Here is a 22,039-nt window from a genome sequence, read left to right on the forward strand (position 1 = left end):
GCGGCGGTCCGGCCGGTGCCCACCGGCCGGACCGTCGTATTCGTGAGGGGCGGCGCTCTACTCGAACATGTCGACGACCGCGGTCCGGCCGGCGTCGTTTCCGAGGACGAGCTTGCGCACTGCGGTCAGATGCGCCGCCCAGTGCGCCTCGGCGCCCGCTCCGTCGTCGGCTTCGAGGAGATCGACGAGCTTCTCGTACGAGCGGATATTTCGGAGAAAATGCCGCCACACCCCGGGGAGATGGTTGCCCTGGGCAATGGCGGTCGCCTGGTGGGTCGCGACGATGTCCCGAAGCACCCCCGCCTGGACGCTCAGGGCCTTGTTGCCGCACCGGTCCGTGATCGTGGACTGGAAACGGATGGTCAGGTCGGCCCAGTGTCGGGGCCCTCTGCTGGTGCTCAGATCCTTCTCGGTCACAGCGCGCATGCTCGCGAGGCACGAGCGGAGTTCCGCGACGTCCTCGTCGGTGCGACGTTCGGCGAACAGACGTGCGCAGACCGGTTCGAAGACGATTCGGGCAGCGTAGATCTCCTCGAGCGTCGTGCCGTTCATCTGGAGAATCAATCCGACGCTCCGTGCCGCCACGGAGATGTCGGGTCTCGAGACGACCGCACCGCCGTGGCCTCCCCGTTTCCGTTGGATGAGGGATTCGGCCTCGAGCAGGCGGAATGCTTCCCTCAATGTGGCGCGGGAGACGCCGAAATCCTCCATGAGTGTCGCTTCCGGAGGAAGCATGTCACCGGTCGCGAGTTCGCCGCGCACGATCTCGCGGCGCAGTCGCGCAGCAACGAGTTCGGCGGTCTTGGGGATTCGTACCGACCCCGACATGGCCCCGAGGGATGAGAATGCGCGCGTACTCATCGCTCGAGCCTACGTCCCGCCGGTCGTCATTCCGCGACAGATGGCATCTGCCGCTTTACATCTCTCACTAGGTGCACTTACTGTGGGGGAGTAGGCGGGGTGGACGACCGTGTCGAGAAATGCAGCCGCTTCCCAGTGCCTGCCGCCCGCGGCGCCCCCGAAAAGACCCTGGAGGTACTTCATGAGCACGTCTGACACGACAGAGAAGAATCCCGAGATCTACACCTTCAAGGACGAGGACGTCCAGCGGGCGAAGGATCTCGTGGGTGTCTACCATGCGGTGACACAGCGAGAGCAGTACACGCGGGCGACCCCGGACATCATGCGGAACTTCGCTCGCAGCTACGGCGATGACAATCCGCTGTTCGTGGACGAGGAGTACGGTCTCGACACCCGCTGGGGTGGGCAGATCGCCCCGCCGATGATCAACATCGCGCTCACCAAGGAACTGCTCGCGGATCCGGTGCCTCGCGAGCAGCGACGTCCGTCGTTCCGCGGCATTCACGTCTTCGTTTCGGGAACCACCACCAATTGGTACCGGCCGGTGTACGACGGCGACACTCTCTACTCGTTCCAGGGGTTCGACAAGGTCGAGGAAAAGCAGTCCGAGTTCGCGGGCCGCTCGCTCATCGTCACCCGCATCCACGTCCAGTTCAACCAGCGCGCCGAGGTCGTGCAGACGCAGCGGGTGATCACCATCCACACCGAGCGTCACGAGTCGAAGAAGCGCAAGAAGTACGACGCCATCGAGCCCGCGTCCTACACTTCCGAGGACATCGCGAAGATCGACGAGATCTACGCGGCAGAGCAGGTTCGGGGCGCGAACACCCGCTACTGGGACGACGTCGAGGTCGGCGACAGCCTCGGGACCATGGCCAAGGGACCGCTGACGACCACCGACATGGTCGTCTTCCATTCGGGCGGATACGGTTTCGCGCCCTACACGCCGTCGGCGAGCCGCCTGAGCTACAAGAACCGTCAACGCATCGCCCCCTTCTACATCCCCAACGAGCAGGGCATCCCCGATGTCGCGCAGCGCATCCACTGGGACAGCGACTACGCCCGGTCGATCGGCCTGCCGGCTGCATACGACTACGGCATGATGCGCGACTGCTGGCTGACCCACTTCCTCACCGACTGGATCGGCGACGACGGCTGGCTCGAATCCATGTCGAGCCAGATGCGCAAGTTCAACTACATGGGCGACACCCACACCTTCACCGGTGAGGTCGTCGGCAAGCGTGTCGAGGGCGATCGTCATCTGATCGACATCGAGCTGCGTGGTACCAGCCAACGTGGCGAGGTCACCTGCCCCGCGACCGCCACGATCGCGTTGCCGAGCAGGGAAACCGGCCTCGCTGTGCTGCCCACGGCACCGGCCGAGCTCGAGCGAGTCGCCGCGAAGATGCTCAAGCGCAACGGTGAGCTTCGTGCGGAACGGCGTCGCGCAGGCCAGGCCTGATCATCATTTCGAACGGATCCAACCCGCCGGGCGTGTCTGTCGCTCCGCTTGGCGGGTTGTGCCGTTCTCGGACCACTCATCACAGCGAGGACCATCCCATGCCGGTAACCACCGAAATTCGAGACGGTGCAGTGATCGTCACCCTGCGCTGGACCGACAAGCGCAACGCCCTCTCCGCCGACGACGCCGATCTCGTCGCCGAGGCCATCACCGGAGCCGGGGCCGAATCGGCCGCCCGGGCACTCGTTCTCGCGGGCGAGGGCCAGTTCTGCGCGGGTGGTGATCTCCCCTTCTTCGCGGAGCTGGGCCGGACCTTGACGCCGGAGGAGATCCACCGAACCATCTACGGTCGGGTCCAGGCGATGGTGCGTGCCCTTCGCGACTGCCCCGTCCCCACGATCGCCGCAGTCGACGGTGCCGCTGTCGGTCTCGGAATGGACCTGGCGCTGGCGTGCGATATGCGATTCGTGGGTCCGAAGGGCTTCCTCATGCAGGGCTGGGCGCGGGCGGGATTGATTCCTGGCACGGGAGGGACCGCTCTGTTGCACCGCGTCGCCCCCGAGCGACTGTGGCAACTTCTCGCGACGCAGGAGCGTGTCTCGGCCGAGCGTGCAGTCGAACTCGGTCTCGCCGAAAGCGGTGAGCCCGACGCTCTTACGGCGGCTCTCGCCCGGGTAGAGGCACTGTCGTACATCGATCGCCGGGTGTTGGGGGATTATGCCGCCCTTGCCCGCCGGGCGGCGTGGCCGGACGAGGAGAACTTCGACCAGGCCGGTGCTCGGCAGGGCCACCTGTTGACTTCGCAGCACTTCCGGGACCTCACCCGGCAACTGCTCGGCAAGTAGCAGGGCAACGCCTGGTATATGAAGTCTTCATAGATTACTATGTGATACATGTCATGTGTGGGTATTCGCGCATGACACGAGCGTGAAGCCGTAACGACTCCGGTGGTGCCCCGATCGCGGGACCCCGGAGTACGTCGGCCGACCGGATAACCGAACGGAGAAGCTGTCTTGAGCAACGGACTGCGGGATGTCGCCATAGTCGGTGTCGGCGCCACCCCCTATTACAAGCGCGGAGGTTCCGCGCCTCAGACCATCACCGAACTCGCAGGCAAGGCAATCCTCGCAGCATGCGAGGACGCGGGCATCTCGGTGAAAGAGATCGACGGCTTCGCCTACTATTCCGGAGCCGGCGCGGGGTACGGCGACAAGATGGACACCGCCGACTTCATGGAGACGTTGGGCATCCCGGAGGTCACGTTCACGGCATCGCTGACTTCCGGCGGTGGTGGATCTGCCGGTTCCATCGGGCTTGCGCGCGCAGCAATCGTTTCAGGTCAGGCGACGACCGTCGTAACCGTCATGGCGTTGCAGCAGCAGAAGCAGCGTCTGGGTACCGTTTTCGCGGCGAAGGCCCCGGATCCGCTGAGTTCGTTCCTGCAGCCTTCGGGTCTCGCGGGCCCCGGCCACCTGATGTCGGTGCTCGCACGTCGTCACATGCACATGTACGGCACAACGCGTGATGCATTCGCCGAGATCGCGATCTCCGAGCGGCAGAATGCACTCAATCGTCCCAAGGCCATTCAGAAGACACCTCTCACCAGGGAGGAATACTTCAACGGTCGCATGATCGCGGACCCGTTGTGCCTGTACGACTTCTGCATGGAGACCGAAGGTGCGGTCGCGGTGATCACCACGAGTTCGGACCGTGCGAAGGATCTGCGGCAGAAGCCGGTGCCCGTGGTGGCGGTTGCACACGGTGGCCGTCGTGAGTGGGGTCGCGCGTTCGCGTGGTACGGCATGCCCGACGAGTATTTCGCATCTGCGGGCAACGCCCCGATCGCCAAGCGTTTGTACGAGCAGTCGGGGCTGACTGCCAAGGATATCGATGTCGCACTGCTCTACGACCATTTCTCGCCCATGGTTCTGATGCAGCTCGAGGACTACGGCTTCTGTGAGCGCGGCGAGGGCGGCGCGTTCGTCGAGAGTGGCGCGATCCGGTACGACGGCGGCTCGATCCCGGTGAACACCCACGGTGGTCAGCTGTCCGAGGCCTACATCATCGGAATGACACACATCATGGAGGCGGTGGAGCAGATGCGAGGCACTGCGATCAATCAGGTGAAGGATGCCGAGTTCGCCCTGGCGACCGGCGGTCCCGCGTCGCTGCCCGTCAGTGGCCTGATCCTGGGACGTGCGGCATGAGCGACATCGTGGCAACGCCGCTGCCCGGCGACGCCGTCCAGATCACGACCGATCCGCACACCGAACCCTTCTGGCAGGCAGCCAAGGAGGAGCGACTCGTCGCGTGCCAATGCGCAGATTGCGGGCACTTCCGGATGCCTCCGACCCCCTTCTGTCCGGAATGTCAGTCCACCGAGAAGAAGTGGCCGGAGCTCTCCGGGCGTGGCACCGTGTACAGCTTCGCCGTCGTCCACGGTTTCCCGGGATTGCCCGACATCACCGTCGTCGGCGCCGTGATCGACCTCGAAGGTGCCGCCCCGGCCCGGTTGGTCACCAATGTCGTGGACGTCGACCCCGACGAAGTGGCGATCGGAATGGATGTCGAGGTGTGCTTCTCGCCGATCTCCGATGGGTGGAAGCTGCCCGTGTTCCGTCCCGTGACCGACTGAATCGGACTGCACCACAGCCGAATAGCTCACACTGCCTGCAGCCGGTGCTGCGGACACTCCGGTGCCCGCAGCACCGGCTGCTGCGCGTGCAGATGAAGTGCACATAGTTAACTAAGTAGTGTTGACAACCTAAGTGGCGCGCCTCACAATGAACAGGACCGTGGCGTGCACGCCCGTACTCGGGCCCGGTCGGTTGTCGCTTCTTCCCGGCCTCACCGGACGCGTCCACACCGCATGCCCAGCCGAACGAAGGGTTTTCCATGTTGCGGTTCATGGCATCACGACTGTTGACAGTTGTGCCGATGCTTCTGATTCTGACCGTCATCGTGTTCCTGCTCGTAGAAATCGCCCCCGGCGATCCTGCCGCGATCATCGCCGGCGCCGACGCATCGCCCGAGGCGATCGCCGCGGTGCGCCAGCGACTCGGCCTCGACCAACCGGTATGGCATCAGTACCTGTCCTACGTCTGGAATGCACTGCAAGGTGATCTCGGGACGTCGTTCGCCACCAACGAACCGGTCACCGAGGTGATTGCCCGCCGGCTCCCGAGGACCCTGTCGATCGGTCTGTTCGCGATGCTCATGGTCGTCATCCTGAGTATTCCCCTCGGAATACTCGCCGCGGTCAAGCGCGACAGCCTGTTCGACCGGATCCTCACCGGGACCTCGGTATTCCTGCTCGCTGTCCCGCCGTTCGTGCTCGCCGCGATCCTGGTGAAATGGTTCGCGCTCGGCGGCCTCCAGATCTTCCCGCCCACCGGGTACGCCCCGCTCAGCGACGGTGTGGGGGAGTGGTTGATGTATGCGACGCTCCCCGCGATCGCGATCGCCACCATCAGCCTCGCCGAGCTCGCCCGGCAGGCGCGCGGCGCCATGATCGACGCGCTCGAGCAGGACTACATCCGCACGGCCCGAGCCAAGGGTCTGAGCAAGATGGCACTCGTCTGCAAACATGCTGCGAAGAACGCAGCGGTCCCGTACATCACGGTGCTGGGACTGAACGTCGGCCGCGTCGTCGGCGCGGCGGTGATCATCGAGGCAATCTTCAACATCCAGGGATTCGGCCAGCTCGGCGTCACCGCGGTCATCAACCGTGACATCCCGACCATGCAGGGTGTGGTCCTGGTCAGCGGCGTGATCGTCCTGCTCGTCACCCTGCTCGTCGACATCTCGTACGGCTACCTGAACCCGAGGATCCGAAACAAATGACCACTACAGTGACGAACGCGAGAAGCGTCAAGACGCTGTTCTCGTACACTCCGGGCCGCACGATGAAGCGGCTTCTGCAGGATCGTGTGGGGATGTTCTGCCTCGTCGGGCTGACATTCCTGGTGCTCGTCGGCGTTGTGGCGCAATTCTGGACGCCGAAGGATCCGGCGGCGCAGAGCCTGCTGAATCGACTCGAAAGCCCCAGCAGTGAATACTGGCTCGGTACCGATGCGGTCGGGCGCGACATCCTGAGTCGGCTCATGGTCGCCACCGGAGTCGACCTGGCCGCGGCCGCACTCGCTGTGGGTATCGGCATCGTCGTCGGGGCGAGCCTGGGCCTGATGGCCGGCTACCTCGGCGGTCTGCTCGATTCCGTCACCAGCCGGGTGTCCGATGTGTTGTTGTCGCTGCCGCCGCTGCTCTTCGCAGTGGCGATCGTCGGAGCCCTCGGACCGAGTCTGACGAACGCAATGATCGCGATCGGCGTGCTTCTCGCCCCTCGATTCTTCCGCCTGGTGAGGGTCAGCACCCGGGAAATCGTCAACGAGGACTACGTGGAAGCCGCCCGCTCGGGCGGTGCCGGGCCGATCCGAATCATGACGCGTCACGTGGCACCGAACATCATCTCCCCGCTGTTGATCCAGATCTCCTTCGGCGCCTCCGTCGCGATCGTCGCCGAGTCCGGCCTGAGCTTCCTCGGGCTGGGTGTCCAACCACCGACGGCCAGTTGGGGGTCGATGGTGAAGGAAGGATTCGACAATCTTGCAATCAACGGCTGGACCATCATTCCGTCCAGTGTCGTGATCGTCGTCACGATCCTGATGTTGTCGCTGTTCGGCGACAGTCTGCGGGATGCAGTCGGAAGCCAGGGCGGGAGCAAGGCATGACCATCACCACGGAAAAGGCACTCGAGCAGGACGTCGTCCTGAAGGTCGACGACCTGTGTGTCGACTTCAAGACCCCGGACCACGGGTGGACCCGCATCGTCGACAACGTCGCCTTCAGCGTCCGCAAGGGCGAAACATTGGGGCTGGTCGGTGAATCCGGGTCCGGCAAGACGGTCACGTCCCTCGCCATCATGCACCTGCTGGCGCGTAATGCCCGCGTCTCCGGTTCTGTCGTCGTCAATGACCGGGATCTCAATGCGTTGCCGGAGAAACAGCTCGACGAGGTGCGAGGCTCCGAGGTCGCGATGATCTTCCAGGAGCCGCGGCGCAGTCTCAATCCGGCGTTCACAGTGGGCGATCAGGTCGCCGAGGCGGTACGTCGGCACCGCAAGTGCTCGAGAAAGGACGCGTGGGCGCGCGCGGTCGAACTGTTCGACCGGGTCGGGATTCCGGAGCCGGCGAAGCGTGCACACGCCTATCCGCACGAGTTCAGTGGGGGCATGTGCCAGCGTGTCATGCTGGCGATGGCACTGTCGTGCGATCCGGATGTGCTCATCGCGGACGAACCCACCACGGCTCTGGATGTGACCGTGCAGCGGCAGGTGCTCGGCCTGATCCACGAACTGCAGCTCGAACTGGGCCTCGGCGTATTGCTGATCACTCACGATCTGAGCGTTGTCGCCGAGGTGTGTGACCGGGCCGCGGTGATGTACGCGGGCCGGATCGTCGAGGACGCGCCGATCCTCGAACTGTTCGACAACCCGGGTCATCCCTATACCGCTGGTCTACTACACGCAATGCCCGACCCGGTCAGGCATGCCGAGAAGATGGGCGTCATCCCGGGCCGTGTGCCACCGCCGCACGAATTCGTGGAGTCCTGCCGATTCGCGCCCCGCTGCCCGTATGCCCGGGAGGAGTGCACGTCGGGTTACATCCCGTTGTCGACCGTCGGAACCGACCATCTCGTCCGCTGCGTCCGCACCGACGAGATTTCGCTGGAGGACGCTTTCTATGCCTGACACGACCGCAACTGCTGCACGTACCGACACCCGGCAGAACACAGGCGATCCGGCTCTGATCATCGAGGGTCTGACCAAATCGTATCCGGCAAGACGCAATTTGATCGGACGCGTCACCGAGACCGTCGACGCGGTGCGTGGGGTGAGCCTCGAGGTTCGACGCGGCGAGACGCTCGCGCTCGTCGGCGAGTCCGGTGCCGGCAAGTCGACGGTGGGACGTCTCGCGCTGCGGTTGATCGAGCCGGACGCCGGGACGATCAAAGTGCTCGGCGAAGACATCACGGCAATGGGACGGTCGGATCTGCGCAAGGTCCGGGGCCGGGCGACGATGATCTTCCAGGACCCGTTCAAGTCGCTCAATCCCCGTGCACCGATCCGGTATTCGATCGCCGAGCCCATGTTCTCGCAGGGGGGTTACAGTGCCGCGGATCGCGACAAGCGGGTCGCCGCGCTGCTCGACAGGGTCGGGCTGACCGCGCATCACCTCGATCGCTATCCGTACGAGATGTCGGGTGGTCAGCTCCAGCGTGTCGCCATCGCCCGTGCGCTGGTGACCGACCCGGAGATCGTGGTGTGCGACGAGCCGGTCGCGGCGCTGGACATGTCCATCCGATCGCACGTCGTCAACCTGCTGCGCGAACTGCAGAAAGAGCGAAACCTCGCTTATCTGTTCATCTCTCACGACATGTCCCTCGTGCGGGTCATCGCGGATCGCATCGCGGTCATGAAGCGTGGCGAGATCATCGAGTGCAACGACGCAGCCACGCTGTTCGCCGATCCCACACACGAATACAGTCGCACGCTGTTGTCGGCGATTCCGGCCGCTCATCCGAGTCTTCGCACCTTCCGGCCCGCGCCGGCCGGCCGGACGGTGGGGTAGGCGACCATGGCAGTGATGCCGATCGAACGTGGCAAGATCCGTGAGTACGCTGCGGCGACGGGCGCCTCCCGCGCCGAGTACCTGGACGACCCGTCCGCCCCGATACCGCCGACCTTCCTCGCCACAGTCGTGTTCTGGGACAATCTGTCGCGGGTCTTCGATCTCCCCGAAACCCGTGCAGGATGCGCGGCAATCGGAGTCGTTCCCGATGTCCGCCGACTCCTGTCGCTCGAGCAGGAGTACGTCTTCCACGGCGATATCCTCCACGCCGGTGAGACGGTGACGACGCAACTGGGGCTCGACTCCGTCGAATTGAAGGAAGGGCGGTCGGGATCGATGGCACTGGTGCACTTCACCGTGAGCTTCACCGACACGGATGGTCGACTCAGGGCTGAATGTTATTACACTTCTGCCTTTCTCAATCCGATCGGAGGTGGGGAGTGACTGCTTCGAGTGTGGGTGTCCAGCCAGGACAGACCTTTCCTCCACGCAAGTTCGGGCCCATTTCCATGACGGACGTGGTGCGGTATCAGGGTGCGAGTGGGGATCTGAACCCGATGCACCACGACGACGAAATGGCTCGGGCGGCGGGGTATCCCGCGTCGTTCAGTGTCGGCATGCTCGGTGCCGGATATCTGGCTGCCTACTGCACGGAGCTCTTCGGGGTCCGTACGGTGAGGCGATTCCGGACTCGATTCCGCAAGGTCGTCTATCGCGGTGAGGTGCTCACCGCGCGAGCTGTAGTCCGTGGGATCCGGCGGAGTGGGGACACCGCATGTGTCGAACTCGGTCTCGAACTCGTCGATTCTACCGGCGCGGTCGTGGTGGACGGCTCGGCCGAGTTTCTCGCAGAGTCGTAAAACGACTGTAGGAAAACAATGTTGGCGGACGAGATTGCAGTCTCGAGATTGTGATGTGGGCCACCACAAAGTAGTGTCCGTGTTGTAGGTCATATCCCCTCGGGTGTCGTCTTTGCCTGCAGTCCCTCTCCGCGCCGTCAGGCAGTAGCCGTGCTCCGGTGTTCGAACCCGATCCGTGAAAGGACATTCCATGTTCCGAAGTCGCTGGGCAGTCACCGCGGTTGCGTGTTTGGCTGTCGCCGCTCTGGTTTCGTCGTGTGGTAGCTCCGGCGCCTCCTCCGATGCAGGGCAGGGAGCGGTCGACACGAACGCCACCCTGTCGGTCGGCTGGACGCAGGCGGTCAGCACGCTCGATCCGCACATGGCCACCTCCGAAATCGCATCGTTCCGTTTCGGACTCAACAACGTCTACGACCGGCTGTTCACCGTCGATCACGACGGTGTAACCAAGGGCATGCTGGTCACCGACTGGTCCTACAACGGCGACGGCACACAGCTCGTGTTCCATCTCCGCGAGGACGCATCGTTCCGGGACGGCACGCCGCTCGACGCCGTCGTCGTGAAGAAGAACCTCGATCGCGCGCGCACTCTCGAGTCGCCGGTGGTCAAGCGCTCGCTGTCGGCGATCGCCGAGGTGACCGCTACGGGGCCGTACGAGGTCACTGTCACTCTCGCGAAGCCCACCGACCAGATGCCGTACCTGCTCGCCGGGCCCGCCGGCCTGATCATGAACCCACCCCTGTTCGAGGCCGGTGACCCCGGTACGACGGCGGACGGATCCGGCGCCTACAGCGTGGAATCGTGGGCTCCGAACGAGAAGCTTGTCCTGGTGCGCGACCGCGACGACTACTGGGACGCCGACGCCGCCAAGCCGGCTCGCATCGAACACACGGCAATTCCGGACTTCCAGGCATTCACCAACGCCGTCGCCGGTGGTCAGATCGACATCGGACAGTTCCAGCCGGGCAACATCGCAGCAGTGGAAGGTCGGGACGGCCTCGTCACGGTTCCGGTGGCGCACGGTGTCGGTATGGAACTCGCCATCAACCGCAATGCGAAGCCGCTCGACGACCTGCGGGTGCGACAGGCCCTCAATCACGCGATCGATCGGGAGACGATCACAGAGGCTCTGTACCCGGGGTCCCGCGTGCGGTGGCAATTCGTGCCCCAAGGGCTGTCCGGGTTCGACGAGAGCCTCGAGGACATCTACCCGTACGATCCCGAGAAGGCCAAGGCGCTGCTTGCGGAGGCTGGTTATCCGGACGGCATCGATCTCGGGGAGATCGCGGTGTCGTCGGCGACGACACCGGGCCTGGTCGACGTCGTGCAGGAGCAGTTCGCTGCCGTGGGTGTCCGGTTCCAGCCCCGTGTGCTCGACGGCGTCGAGGTGTACACCCAGTTCGCGTCCGGTCGTTATCCGCTTCTCGTCGGGTTCTCCTCGGCAGGAATCAGTTTCGCGGCCGGCCTCAATACGCGAATCGGGCCGACCCAGAACCCGGCGGGCACGACCCCGGAGTACGACGCATTGATCGCCGACGTGACGGATTCGCGACGCACCGAGGACGAGCGCACTGCCAGCAAGGTCGAGCTGAACAAGTACCTCACCGAGCAGGCCTGGGGTGTCCCGATCGTGTGGATCACCTACCCGTGGGTGATGAGTGACAAGGTCGGCAACTTCAGTACGGACATGGACTACGCGACGACCTGGGGGCCGTACGACCTTCGTGACCTTGCGATCACCGAATGACAAAGTAGCATCGAGCCCGCGCCGCCCACCGAAACCGGTGGGCGGCGCGGGCTTTCGAAGGAGAGGCGGACATGGCTGGTATGACCGTGGACCTGACCGGACAGGTCGCGCTGGTGACAGGCGGTGGCGGCGGGATCGGGCGGGGGATCGCGCTGGCGCTCGCCGAGGCCGGGGCGGACATCGTCCTCGCCGAGGTCGATCCACAGCGTGCAGAGCAGACCGCCGGGCTGATCCGTGAGCGCGACCGCAAGGTGCTGGCGGTGCAGACCGACGTGATGGACACCGAACAGGTCCGTAGTGCCGTCGAACGTGCCGACCGCGAATTCGGACGCCTCGACATCCTGGTCAACAACGCCGGCGGTGTTCGCGGTGGAGCGTTCGCCGAGCAGAGCGAGCGCAGTTGGCGGCGGCACATCGACATCAACCTGGTCAGCATGCTCGCAGCGACCTCGGCCGCTGTTCCGCTCATGAGGCGCGGTGCCGCGGGCGGCTCGATCGTCAACGTCAGCAGCATCGAGGGAACCCGGGCCGCACCGAACTTCGCCGTGTATGCCGCGTGCAAGGCGGGCATGCTCAGCTTCACCCGCACAATGGCGTTGGAGTTGGCCGCGGACGGTATCCGCGTCAATGCGATCACGCCCGATCAGACCGTGACGCCCGGCAACCACGGGCAGCGCACCGGACCGATCGACGAAGCCGCCTACCTGGTCCGGGAGCCGGCACTTCAGGATGCGATGGACCGGTACATTCCGGTCGGACGCGAAGGAGACATCTCCGAATGCGGTGCGGCTGTGGCATTCCTGTGCTCACCCCTCGCGTCGTACATCACGGGTGCGACTCTTCCCGTGGATGGTGGAACGTGGGCTGCGTCGGGCTGGTCGCGGGGGACCGAAGGTACGTGGAACCTGGGAGACTTTCCTGTCGGTTGAGGAGTCGAACTGATACAGCTGCAGGCATTTTGGGAACTTCAGTAGTTCCGGAATTGGTGGATGTTCACTGAAGTGTGGCATTCCTCCGAGCGCCGAGGTCTGATTGTGCAGATTCGCGGACGACAACGGTGACCGGAATCGATTTCTCTTCGATTGGTCGAGGCCTTCCATCGAGTGCTGCTGCAACGGTTCCCATGGCCGGGCCGGATCGAGAGATCATCGCAGGCCTCGGAAACTCCAATCCCATCCAGACCGAAGGCTGGCATGGGCGCCCGTGGGATGCACCGTACTGGCGTATGCGCGACTACGTGGCCATCATGCGGAAAGCGTTTCACGGTGAATCGGTCGAACACGAAGGCAGAGCCATCGCGATCCCGTACCGAGCACCCGGTGAAGAGCCGAAGTACCCCCGAGCAGGCCCCTCCTTGAAACCGATCCCGGCATTCCCATCCTGTTCGGCGGTGGTACCGAACTGATGCTCACGCACGCCGCAGATATCGCCGACGGTCTGCTCACGAACGGGAGTTGGGCACCAGGAGTGATGGACGTCTACCGACCCATGCTCGAAAAAGGATTCGCCAAACGGAAAACTCCGATGACAATCGAGAACGTTCCGATCTGGGCCCACGTCGATGTCCTGGTGACCGACGATATCAAGGGCGGGTTCGCCGAATTCAAGGAATATGCCGCCCGCTACGTCGGGGGCTATGGCGGCAGGGCCCCGGCAAAGTCGTGAGTGATGCGCGATGAGCTGCGGTTTCGGGTGGGATGACGCCGGATCGAGGGGCGCAGATCAGGGCGGGCACGACCGTCTCGGCGATGATTCAAGTTCCTACACCAGCACCACAACCAGGAACGAGTCGTGCCCGCAGTCCCATCTTCTCCCATGCCCACCCGAGTGTCCGACACCGGGATCCTCGAGGTACTCGGTCAGGTACCCGATCCACGAGCCCGGCGCGGGGTCCGGCACCGGCTCACCGCAATCCTGGCCGTGACACTGGCTGCGGTGTGCGCCGGTGCGAGATCGTTCACCGCGATCGCCGAATGGGCCGACGCGCCGGCCGAAGCCCTCGGGAGACTCGGGGTGGCCGCCCCGGTGCCATCTGAGTCGACGATCCGCCGCACACTCGGACGTGTCGATGCAGCCGTGTTGGACCAGGTCATCGGCGTGTGGGCATGGTTGCGGACCCGGGTGGTCGACGGCCGCCGGGTGATCGCCGTCGACGGCAAAACCCTGCGCGGGGCGAAGGACACTGCCGGACATCTCACCCATCTGCTCGCGGCGCTCGACCACGGCAGCGGAGTCGTGCTCGGGCAGGTCGAGGTCGGCGCGAAGACCAACGAGATCCCGCTGATCACCGACCTGCTCGGCATGCTGGACCTCACCGATGTGGTGGTCACCGCGGATGCCTTGCACTGTCAGCGAGCGACCGCCGAGTACATCGTGGGCCGCGGCGGGCATTACGTGTTCACGGTGAAGAACAACCAGCGTGCTCTACGGAACCTGTTGAAAGCGTTGCCCTGGAATGAAATTCCGGTCTCCTCGTCGATCGCAGGAGCTGGTCACGGGCGACTCGAACGTCGCACGGTCAAGGCCACCGAAGTCGGTGCCGGACTTGGATTCCCGCACGCGACGCAGGTGTTGCAGGTCCGCCGCACCGTCACCCGGAACGGCCGCAAGAGCGTCGAGATCGTCTACCTGATCACCTCGATGCCCATGACTGCCGCAGCTCCGACGCAGATCGCGACCTGGATCCGTGGACATTGGGGCATCGAGAACCGGCTCCACTGGGTCCGGGACGTCACCTTCGACGAGGACCGCTCCACCATCCGCACCGGCACCGGCCCACAGGTCATGGCTGCCATCCGAAACACTGCCATCAGCATCCTGCGACTGGCCGGCCACACCAGCATCGCCGTGGGATTACGGCACCACAGCCGTGACCCACACCGGCCGATCGATCTACTTCATGCCGCCTGACATGCAGCTATGCGACTTTGCCGGGGCCCTGGCTATGGCGGTAAGGGCGGTCTCCACGACCTGATGTGCTGGCGCGGTTATTCCGAAGTCGCAGATCGGGTCGTCGAGCTTTACCAGGCCGGTTTCATCGCTGAGGCCGAAGCTGCTATCCCGGACGAATACATCGACGAATGCTGGCTGGTCGGCCCGCTTCCTCGAATCGTCGCACGCTGGCGATCCAAGTGGATCAACGATGGATGCAACCTCATCGTGCGTACCGACAACTGGCCTTCTGCGAAACCGTCGGACAACGCCGTCTACGAACCGTTGTTGCGAGCCCTTCGCGACTGACCTGCGTGAATCGTTCGCGCGCTTCACTTTTCGGCATCGTATTCCAAAGGCCTCGATCGCACAGGAGACAATATGAAACGCAGGGACTTTCTTTTCGGCAGCGTGCTGGCCGGCGCAGCTTTGGTTTCCACCGCCTGTGGTCAAGGAACCTCGGTTGGCGGCGCCGGAACCGACCTCACCGTCGACCCTGATGGTACCTTGCGGTTCGCCTGGGCTGTCGGACCCGCGAACCTGGATCCGCACATGGCCACCAGCGAAGCCGTCTGGTTTCGCTACGGTCTCCCTTCGGTCTACGACCGCCTCTTCACCGTCGACGCTCGAGGCCAGGTCCACGGGCGACTCGTGCGCGAGCATTCCTACAGTAGCGATGGATCGACCCTATTCCTGACATTGCGGGACGATGTTACGTTCCGTGACGGTCGAGCACTCGACGCAGAGGTAGTGAAGCTAAACCTCGATCGTGCCCGAACCCTCGACAGTCCCGTCACAGAACGAGAGATGAGTCAGGTCAGCGATGTAGCTGTTCTCGGCTCGTATCGTCTTGCGCTAGCGCTGTCCACTCCCACGCCATTCGTTCCATACAAGCTTGCTCAGATGGCGGGACTTATTATGCACCCGGACCTGATCCTTCACGGCGATCCCGGGGTCGAGACCAACGGTTCGGGTGCTTACGCACTCGAGAGTTTCGAACCGGGCGAATCTCTCATTCTGGTCCGTGACCGTGACAACTATTGGGATCCTGAGGCAGCGCGACTGGCGCGCATCGAGCACCGGACATTCTCCGATTACCAAGCTCAGATCAACGGCGTTATCGGAGGTACTGTGGACCTGATCTCGCTGTGGCCAGACCGGCTGGCCTCGGTCGAAGGGCGACGCGGTATCAAGATAGTCCGGGAACCGAGTGGGATGGCGCTCGATCTATTTCTGAATCCGAAACACGGCGCACTCGAGTCCCTCCAGGTCCGCAAGCAGTCAACTACGCTTACGACCGTACAACCATTTCTCAGGCAGTGTTTCCAGGCTCGACGCCCAAGTACCAGCACCAGCGTGACGGTCTACCCGGCTACGATCCACGGCTCGAAGGGGTGTACGCCTATGATCCAGCCAAAGCTACGGCTCTGCTTGCCGAGGCCGGATACGCCGACGGGGTCGACCTCGGCGACGTTCTGATGCCGGTTACTACCCCCAAGGCGGTCGGTGAAGCGATGCAGCAGCAACTCGAGACTGTGGGTATCGGCTTCAATCTTATGTTCATCGATGCTGTGGAGGCGCTCACTCGGTGGCGAAAGGGTGAAAGTGCCGGCATGCTGCATACGCCGTCGACCGGCGTCGAGTTCGGTGTCAGGTCCGAATTCCGCTGGGGCGCAGCCATGAACCCGGGCGGAACCACACCTGAGTTCGATCAGTTGTTGGCAAGGGCAATCGACAACCGTCTCACAGCAGAGGACCGCAACCTTCGGTATCAAGCGGTGAACCGGTACGTGGTCGAACAAGCATGGTCCGCGCCGATTCTATGGGTGAACTTTGGCAGCGTAATGAGCGATCGCGTGATGCACTTCGATGATCGGATGGACTACATCACCACATGGGGCCCCATTCGACAAACGTGCGCTGGCTATTGATGGCGCTCATTGAATCTGCTCAGTCCTGCTCACCGAAAGTGCTCACCCGTGTGGCTCCGCCGATGAGGGCGGGTCTCCTCCGATGCTGGTGGTCTCTGACCACGCACCGGCTACTCGAAGGAGACCCGCTTTCTCATGTTGACATGGGAGGAAGACGTGGAGATCCACGCACTGCACAAACGAGGCTGGACGATCGCGGCGATCGCCCGGCACACCGGCAGAAACCGGCGCACCATCCGCAACTACCTGAACGGCACCACCACCCCCGGCGTCCGCAAACCCGCTGGTGAGGACCCGTTCGAGCCGTTCGTCGCCTATGTGACGGCCCGCCTGCGCGAGGATCCGCACCTGTGGGCGCGGACCTTGTGCGACGAACTCGAGGACCTCGGCTACACGGCCTCGTACCAGACGCTGACCCGCCAGATCCGACAACGAAAGCTCCGGCCCGTCTGCGAGTCCTGCGCCTGCGCGACCGACCGGCCGAACGCGGTCATCGAGCACCCACCCGGCGAGGAAACCCAATGGGACTGGGTCGAACTACCGAACCCACCCGAGGCCTGGGGATGGGGCAAGACCGCCTACCTGCTCGTCGGCTCGCTCGCGCACTCCGGCCGGTGGCGTGGGGTGCTCGCCCCGGCAATGACCCAGCCGCATCTGATCGACGGCCTGGACCGGATCTGCCGCAAACTCGGCGGCCTGACCCGCACTTGGCGGTTCGATCGGATGGCCACGGTCTGCCACCCGGACAGCGGCAAGGTCACCGCCTCCTTCGCCGGCGTCGCCAAGTACTACGGTGTCGTGCCGGCGATCTGCCCGCCACGGTCCGGGAACCGCAAAGGCGTTGTCGAGAAGGCCAATCACACTGCAGCACAGCGGTGGTGGAGGTCCGTGGCCGACGAGTTGACCGCCGAGCAGGCACAGGCGAGCGTGGACAAGTTCTGCACCCTGCGCGCCGATGCCCGGATGCGCGCCACCGCCGACGGCAAAGCCTCGGTGCTGACCGTCGCCGCCCGCGAACCCCTGGCACCGATGCCAGCCAATCCGTATCCGGTGGTCATCAGCGAACCGCGGACCGTCTCCCGGCAAGCGTTGGTGGCCTACCGCGGCAACCGCTACTCGGTGCCCCCGGAACTGGCGGCAGCGCAGGTGCACGTCACCCGCAGGCTCGGCGGCGAGGTGATCGACATCGTCACCGCCTCGCAGTACGGCGTGATCTCCTCGTCGCCTGGCGTCTGTTCGCCATTTCGCCACTGTGGGGAACCGCGTTCGAGGATCTCGAGATACTCGGGCTGTTCCTTCTTGACGGTTTCGTAGACAGCCAGGGAACTGGCGAAGAAGCTGTGTCCACCGATCTTCGCGGGGTGCATACACATCAGGCTGAGGATGTCGATCCTATCGCTGTGGACACGACAGAATTCCATCCGATTGCCCACGGGGTCATAGAACCAAAAGAAGTCGGCATCTCGTCCGACACGTATCCCGTCCTTGTTGGCGGGGAAATCGTCGACATGTTCGGCGTTGTCGAAAATGGCTCCGCGGGAAGCTAATTCATCATGTACGTGCTTCAGTTCACGCGTGGTCATGAAGACCAATGTCGAATGTGTCGGGCGTGCTGCTCCCTGAGACTCGGACGGACGCTTGGCGGGACTGAGGAAGACCTTCAGTCCGGCCAGCCGGAACGCAACGACAGTCGTGGCAGCTCCTTCGAGGCTGCGGTCCGTCCCTCGGTATATGGGATCACACCCGAAGACGGCCGAATACCATTCGGCTGCAGAATCCACATCTTGCACGTACAACGTCAGTGATGCTCGGCTTCCCGTGAGGATGTCCCCGCCGGATGTGTCGACGGTCACGTAATTCCCCAGGGGTATCCGTCAAGGAATTCCCCATGTCCGGGCGTGCTGGAGTGAGCGTAACCCGGCGGTCGGGTTGGGGTCAGGCGGTGCCATCGGGAATGCGGCCGGGGCGCTTGCGGGGCCGGTAGGACGGACCGTCCATCAGGACCTGGTGACTGGTGTTGATCAACCGATCGAGCAGAGACTCGGCCACGACCGGATTCGGGAACAGCGGGTACCAGTCCTTCGGGGCCCTGTTGCTCGTCAAAATCAACGGCTTCCCGGCGATCGCCCGATCGGAGACCAGATCGTAGAGTGAGGCTGCCCCCTCGGAGTGGACACCCTGACAATGGTTCGCAGAAGAACCAGGAGGGATGTTCACATGGGACGTCAGTCTCAGTACACGGAAGAGTTCCGCCGGGACGCGGTTGCGTTGTATCGCGCCGGTGGCGGCACCCGCACCTACGCGGCGGTGGCCTCGGACCTGGGCATCAGCGGCGAGACCTTGCGGACCTGGGTCCGCAAGGACAACGCCTCGGACCAGGGCTCAGCGGCCGTTGGCGGCGAGACTGCAGCCGATGAGTTGGCGCGCTTGCGGGCAGAGAACGCCCGGCTGCGCAGCTCGGAGAAGGAATGGCAGCTCGAACGTGAGATCCTGCGCCGGGCAGCCGCCTATTTCGCGCAGGAGATGAAGTGAAGACCTGCCGCTGGGACTTCATCTCCACCCACCGCGACGAGTTCGGCGTGCAGCGGCTGTGTCGGGTCCTCGGTACCTCCCGGTCCGGCTATTACCGGCACCTGGCCACCGCCGATGCTCGTGCCGAGCATGCCAAGCAGGAGGCTGCGACCGTCGCACAGATCCGCCGGATCCACACCGAGCATCGCGGTGCCTACGGTGCACCTCGCATCCACGCCGAACTGCGGGAACTCGGGGTGTGCATCAACCGCAAAAAGGTCACGCGGTTGATGCGTGGCCACCGCATCGTCGGTCGGCATCTGCGGCGTGGCCGGCGCACCACGATCCCCGATCCGCAGGCGTCGGCGGTACCTGATCTGATCGGTCGCGATTTCACCGCCGACGAGCTCGACACCCGGTGGTGCGGCGACATTACGTACATTCCGGTGGGGTCGTCGTGGTTGTATCTGGCGACGGTGATCGACATCTGTTCACGTCGGGTGGTGGGGTGGTCCATCGCCGAGCACATGCGTACCGAGTTGGTCACCGACGCGCTCGCGATGGCTGTCGTCACTCGCGGTGGCAGTGTGGACGGCGTGATTTTTCACAGCGATCGCGGAGCGCAGTACACTTCGGCGGAATTCGCGACATTCTGTGCCGCGCATGGGATTCGAATGAGTCGGGGTCGTGTGGGGTCAAGTTACGACAATGCTTTGGCGGAGTCGTTCTTTCAGGGTTTGAAGCGTGAATGGCTGCATGGTCGTGCCGCGATGTCGAAGGCGCGGACGCGTCTGGAGTTGTTCGGGTGGTTGTCGTACTACAACCGGCGGCGGCGTCATTCCTCGTTGGGTTATCTGGCACCGATCGAGTTCGAACGACGATTGACCGCATCGGCTACGCTCGCACTCGCCGCATGAAATCCGGTGTCCACTCTCGAGGGGCAACCTCAGTGATCATCGGACTGGGTGGTGGTGTGCTCGCGCATCGCGAAGTCGTCGATGATCAACACCGCCGGCCGGGCGTATTCACGCATGCGTTGGCCGATGGTGCGATCGGCGTGTCCACCGGCCAGGTCGGCGAGCATCCGGGAACACTTGACGAACCGCACATCCCCACCCCGGCGGGCCACATGATGCCCAAGTGTTTGTGCCACATGGGTTTTCCCGACACCGACGGGGCCGTAGAGGATCACCGACTCGCCGGCGTCGAGCCACCGCAGTGCAGCGAGGTCCCGCAGCATCGCGGCCGGGAGTTTCGGGTTGGCGGTGAAATCGAAGTCCTCGAAGGTGGCCTGCTGCTCGAACTTGGCCCGGCGCACCCGCCGGGCCAGGGCGGCGGTTTCCCGGCGGGCGATCTCGTCCTCGCAGAGCACCTGCAGGAACTCGAGGTGCCCGAGCTGCCCGTCGCGGGTTTGCGCCAGCCGAGCGTCGAGCGTGTCGAGCATGCCGGTCAGCTTCAAGGTTTTCAGCGCAGCACGCAGACTGGGATCATGAATGGTCATGACAGGAGTCTCCTGAAGAAGGGAAAGAGGCAGTCGATCAACAGATCTCACGCGGAGCGTTCGGTATCGAACGCTTCGGGTCCGCGCAGCAACGCCGGGACGGTGACACTGGCATCGGCGGTGTCGTGCTCGTCGCACTCGTCGTGTTCGGTGCCGGCGGCGAGGATGCCCTTGACGGTGCGATAACGCGGATCACCGACCTCGAGGGCGCGGGCGCAGGCCGCATCGACCCGGGCATCGTCGTAACGCGACCGCAACCGGACGATGCCCTGGATCGACCGCAGCCGGTGGATCGCGTTGACCTGTGACAACTCGTCGACGATCGCGACCGCACCGGGCCCGATCTGCTCGGCCTGGGCCCGGCACCACACCACGGTCTGCAACGTGAACGCGGTCTTCGCCGGCGGGTAGTGCTCGGGATTCGTCGCCCGCCCCGACAGTCGGCGCACATGGGTGGCCACGACCTGCTCGTCGTGGAAGATCTGCACCACATCGCCGCTGGTGCGCACCAGCAGTTGCCGGCCGATCAGCCGCCACGGCGCCGAATACAACGCTTTGCCGGCCTTGACGTGGCAGTCCGGGGCGAGCTTGCCGGTGGAGTAGACCACCGGCTCGAACGGCCGCGGCGGCAACGGCGTCAAGGCGTGCTTCTCGACGGCATCGAACACCACCGCCGGGTGCGCACCGTCGAGGCCGCGATGCTGGTGCCGGCCGTAGACGTCGGTGCACCATGTCAGCGCGGCGGCCTGCATCTGCGCCAGCGAGGTGAACTCACGGCCCCGGAAGAACGAGTCCCGGATATAGGGCATCGGCCGCTCGATCCGGGGTTTGTCCTTGGGTTTGCCGGCCCGGGCCGGATCGATGAGCACCTGATAGAACCCGGCGAGTTCGGCATAGGCCCGGTTGATCTGCGGATCGTAGAGATCTGGGCGGTCGACCCCGGTTTTGAGGTTGTCGCACACCATCCGTGCAGGAGCGCCACCGAAGAACTCGAACGCGGCCACATGCGAGGCGCACCATGAGGTTTGATCCATCCGCAGCACGGGCTGCACGAACAGCATCCGCGAACACGCCAGGATCATCGCGAACGCCCACACCGCCACCCGCCGGTCCGTCGCCGGATCGCGCCACATCCCCAGCTTGCCGTAGTCGACCTGCCCCTCGTCGCCCGGCGGGACCGGTCCGCGGGGCATCGTGGCCTTCGACGCCGCGACCCGGTCGGCGAATTGCGTTGCGATATACCGACGCACGGTCGATTCGGACACGGCGACGTGGTGGTCGTCGCGTAGGCGTTGGGCAATGGTCGCCACGGTCACCGACTCGTCGAGTTGCCCTTCGATCCACCTGTGATGGGCGGCGATCGCCGGCCAGGTCACCGCCCGCGCCGTCGGGTCCACCACTTCCGGGAACCAGGCCGCGATCAACTCGCGCCAGAGATTCTCGTCGAACTTGTTGCCCTCGCCCGGGCTCAACCCGGCCGCCAGCGCCGGGGCCAGGTACTTCCGGATGGTCTTGCGGTCGAGTCCCAGGGCTGTCGAGATCTGCACCTGGGAGCGGCCGGCATGCCAATGCCGGAACAACTCCATCAGATCGGTCATCGTCCACG

Annotated in this window: 20 protein-coding genes and 4 pseudogenes; 19 read left to right on the forward strand and 5 right to left on the reverse strand. The window is 64.3% G+C overall.

From position 1 onward, the window contains the following. Nucleotides 1-57: 57 nt before the first annotated feature. Entirely contained in the window at nt 58-861 is an 804-nt protein-coding gene (locus M1M07_RS01355; protein ID WP_248673062.1) for a FadR/GntR family transcriptional regulator, read from the reverse strand. Nucleotides 862-1,042: 181 nt separating this feature from the next. Between M1M07_RS01355 and M1M07_RS01360 the strand changes: the two genes are divergently transcribed. The 18 genes and pseudogenes from M1M07_RS01360 to M1M07_RS01440 all read left to right on the forward strand — a co-directional run bounded on the left by M1M07_RS01360 (nt 1,043) and on the right by M1M07_RS01440 (nt 17,735). Continuing rightward, entirely contained in the window at nt 1,043-2,323 is a 1,281-nt protein-coding gene (locus tag M1M07_RS01360) for a MaoC family dehydratase N-terminal domain-containing protein (RefSeq protein ID WP_248673063.1), read from the forward strand. 98 nt (nt 2,324-2,421) lie between these two features. After that, a complete protein-coding gene (locus M1M07_RS01365; protein WP_248673064.1) occupies nt 2,422-3,168 on the forward strand; it encodes an enoyl-CoA hydratase/isomerase family protein in 747 nt (248 codons plus the stop codon). A gap of 168 nt (nt 3,169-3,336) precedes the next feature. Beyond that, the gene (locus tag M1M07_RS01370; protein ID WP_248673065.1) at nt 3,337-4,530 is read left to right on the forward strand and encodes a thiolase; all 1,194 of its coding nucleotides are present in this window, start codon (nt 3,337-3,339) and stop codon (nt 4,528-4,530) included. Then, nucleotides 4,527-4,958 carry a Zn-ribbon domain-containing OB-fold protein gene (locus tag M1M07_RS01375; RefSeq protein WP_248673066.1) on the forward strand — a complete coding sequence of 144 codons (432 nt, stop codon included), beginning with the start codon at nt 4,527-4,529 and terminating at the stop codon, nt 4,956-4,958. The genes M1M07_RS01370 and M1M07_RS01375 overlap by 4 nt, the downstream gene beginning before the upstream one ends. A gap of 272 nt (nt 4,959-5,230) precedes the next feature. After that, nucleotides 5,231-6,166: an ABC transporter permease gene (locus M1M07_RS01380; RefSeq protein ID WP_282581725.1), complete on the forward strand. Its 936-nt coding sequence runs from the start codon at nt 5,231-5,233 to the stop codon at nt 6,164-6,166. After that, entirely contained in the window at nt 6,163-7,053 is an 891-nt protein-coding gene (locus M1M07_RS01385) for an ABC transporter permease (protein ID WP_248673068.1), read from the forward strand. Before M1M07_RS01380 ends, M1M07_RS01385 begins: the two co-directional genes overlap by 4 nt. After that, nucleotides 7,050-8,072, forward strand: a complete 1,023-nt coding sequence (locus M1M07_RS01390; RefSeq protein WP_248673069.1) for an ABC transporter ATP-binding protein — start codon at nt 7,050-7,052, stop codon at nt 8,070-8,072. The genes M1M07_RS01385 and M1M07_RS01390 overlap by 4 nt, the downstream gene beginning before the upstream one ends. Beyond that, nucleotides 8,065-8,952: an ATP-binding cassette domain-containing protein gene (locus M1M07_RS01395; RefSeq protein ID WP_248673070.1), complete on the forward strand. Its 888-nt coding sequence runs from the start codon at nt 8,065-8,067 to the stop codon at nt 8,950-8,952. Before M1M07_RS01390 ends, M1M07_RS01395 begins: the two co-directional genes overlap by 8 nt. A gap of 15 nt (nt 8,953-8,967) precedes the next feature. Beyond that, complete coding sequence (locus M1M07_RS01400) at nt 8,968-9,396, forward strand: MaoC family dehydratase N-terminal domain-containing protein (protein WP_248673175.1); 429 nt, start codon at nt 8,968-8,970, stop codon at nt 9,394-9,396. Next, a complete protein-coding gene (locus M1M07_RS01405; protein ID WP_282581726.1) occupies nt 9,348-9,812 on the forward strand; it encodes a MaoC/PaaZ C-terminal domain-containing protein in 465 nt (154 codons plus the stop codon). The genes M1M07_RS01400 and M1M07_RS01405 overlap by 49 nt, the downstream gene beginning before the upstream one ends. Nucleotides 9,813-10,173: 361 nt before the next feature. Beyond that, nucleotides 10,174-11,559 carry an ABC transporter substrate-binding protein gene (locus tag M1M07_RS01410; protein WP_248673072.1) on the forward strand — a complete coding sequence of 462 codons (1,386 nt, stop codon included), beginning with the start codon at nt 10,174-10,176 and terminating at the stop codon, nt 11,557-11,559. Nucleotides 11,560-11,630: 71 nt separating this feature from the next. After that, complete coding sequence (locus tag M1M07_RS01415; protein ID WP_248673073.1) at nt 11,631-12,488, forward strand: SDR family NAD(P)-dependent oxidoreductase; 858 nt, start codon at nt 11,631-11,633, stop codon at nt 12,486-12,488. Between the two features lie 194 nt (nt 12,489-12,682). Further along, nucleotides 12,683-12,964, forward strand: a complete 282-nt coding sequence (locus M1M07_RS33170; RefSeq protein ID WP_368862554.1) for an LLM class flavin-dependent oxidoreductase — start codon at nt 12,683-12,685, stop codon at nt 12,962-12,964. Beyond that, complete coding sequence (locus M1M07_RS32650) at nt 12,931-13,224, forward strand: hypothetical protein (RefSeq protein WP_308200758.1); 294 nt, start codon at nt 12,931-12,933, stop codon at nt 13,222-13,224. The genes M1M07_RS33170 and M1M07_RS32650 overlap by 34 nt, the downstream gene beginning before the upstream one ends. A 150-nt stretch (nt 13,225-13,374) precedes the next feature. After that, the gene (locus M1M07_RS01425) at nt 13,375-14,469 is read left to right on the forward strand and encodes an ISAs1 family transposase (protein ID WP_248673074.1); all 1,095 of its coding nucleotides are present in this window, start codon (nt 13,375-13,377) and stop codon (nt 14,467-14,469) included. A 63-nt stretch (nt 14,470-14,532) separates the two neighbouring features. Beyond that, nucleotides 14,533-14,799, forward strand: coding sequence for a hypothetical protein (locus M1M07_RS01430; RefSeq protein ID WP_248673075.1), 267 nt, complete (start codon nt 14,533-14,535; stop codon nt 14,797-14,799). A 243-nt stretch (nt 14,800-15,042) separates the two neighbouring features. Beyond that, a pseudogene (locus tag M1M07_RS01435) lies at nt 15,043-16,421 on the forward strand (ABC transporter substrate-binding protein). Between the two features lie 135 nt (nt 16,422-16,556). Then, nucleotides 16,557-17,735: a helix-turn-helix domain-containing protein gene (locus tag M1M07_RS01440; protein WP_248673076.1), complete on the forward strand. Its 1,179-nt coding sequence runs from the start codon at nt 16,557-16,559 to the stop codon at nt 17,733-17,735. A gap of 5 nt (nt 17,736-17,740) precedes the next feature. On the opposite strand, the pseudogene M1M07_RS01445 reads toward M1M07_RS01440, so the two are convergent. Continuing rightward, a pseudogene (locus tag M1M07_RS01445) lies at nt 17,741-18,274 on the reverse strand (VOC family protein); the annotation flags it as partial. An 82-nt stretch (nt 18,275-18,356) separates the two neighbouring features. Beyond that, the gene (locus tag M1M07_RS01450) at nt 18,357-18,632 is read right to left on the reverse strand and encodes an ATP-binding protein (RefSeq protein WP_308200759.1); all 276 of its coding nucleotides are present in this window, start codon (nt 18,630-18,632) and stop codon (nt 18,357-18,359) included. A 6-nt stretch (nt 18,633-18,638) separates the two neighbouring features. On the opposite strand from M1M07_RS01450, the pseudogene M1M07_RS01455 reads away from it, so the two are divergent. After that, nucleotides 18,639-19,849: pseudogene (locus M1M07_RS01455) on the forward strand (IS3 family transposase). 53 nt (nt 19,850-19,902) lie between these two features. Here M1M07_RS01455 and M1M07_RS01460 read toward each other — a convergent pair. Both M1M07_RS01460 and istA read right to left on the reverse strand, forming a co-directional pair. Then, a pseudogene (locus tag M1M07_RS01460) lies at nt 19,903-20,433 on the reverse strand (ATP-binding protein); the annotation flags it as partial. 47 nt (nt 20,434-20,480) lie between these two features. Then, nucleotides 20,481-22,031, reverse strand: a complete 1,551-nt coding sequence (istA, locus tag M1M07_RS01465; RefSeq protein ID WP_248673077.1) for an IS21 family transposase — start codon at nt 22,029-22,031, stop codon at nt 20,481-20,483. Nucleotides 22,032-22,039: the final 8 nt, after the last annotated feature.

The sequence above is a fragment of the Rhodococcus sp. HM1 genome, assembly GCF_023218075.1.
Taxonomy (GTDB): Bacteria; Actinomycetota; Actinomycetes; order Mycobacteriales; family Mycobacteriaceae; genus Rhodococcus.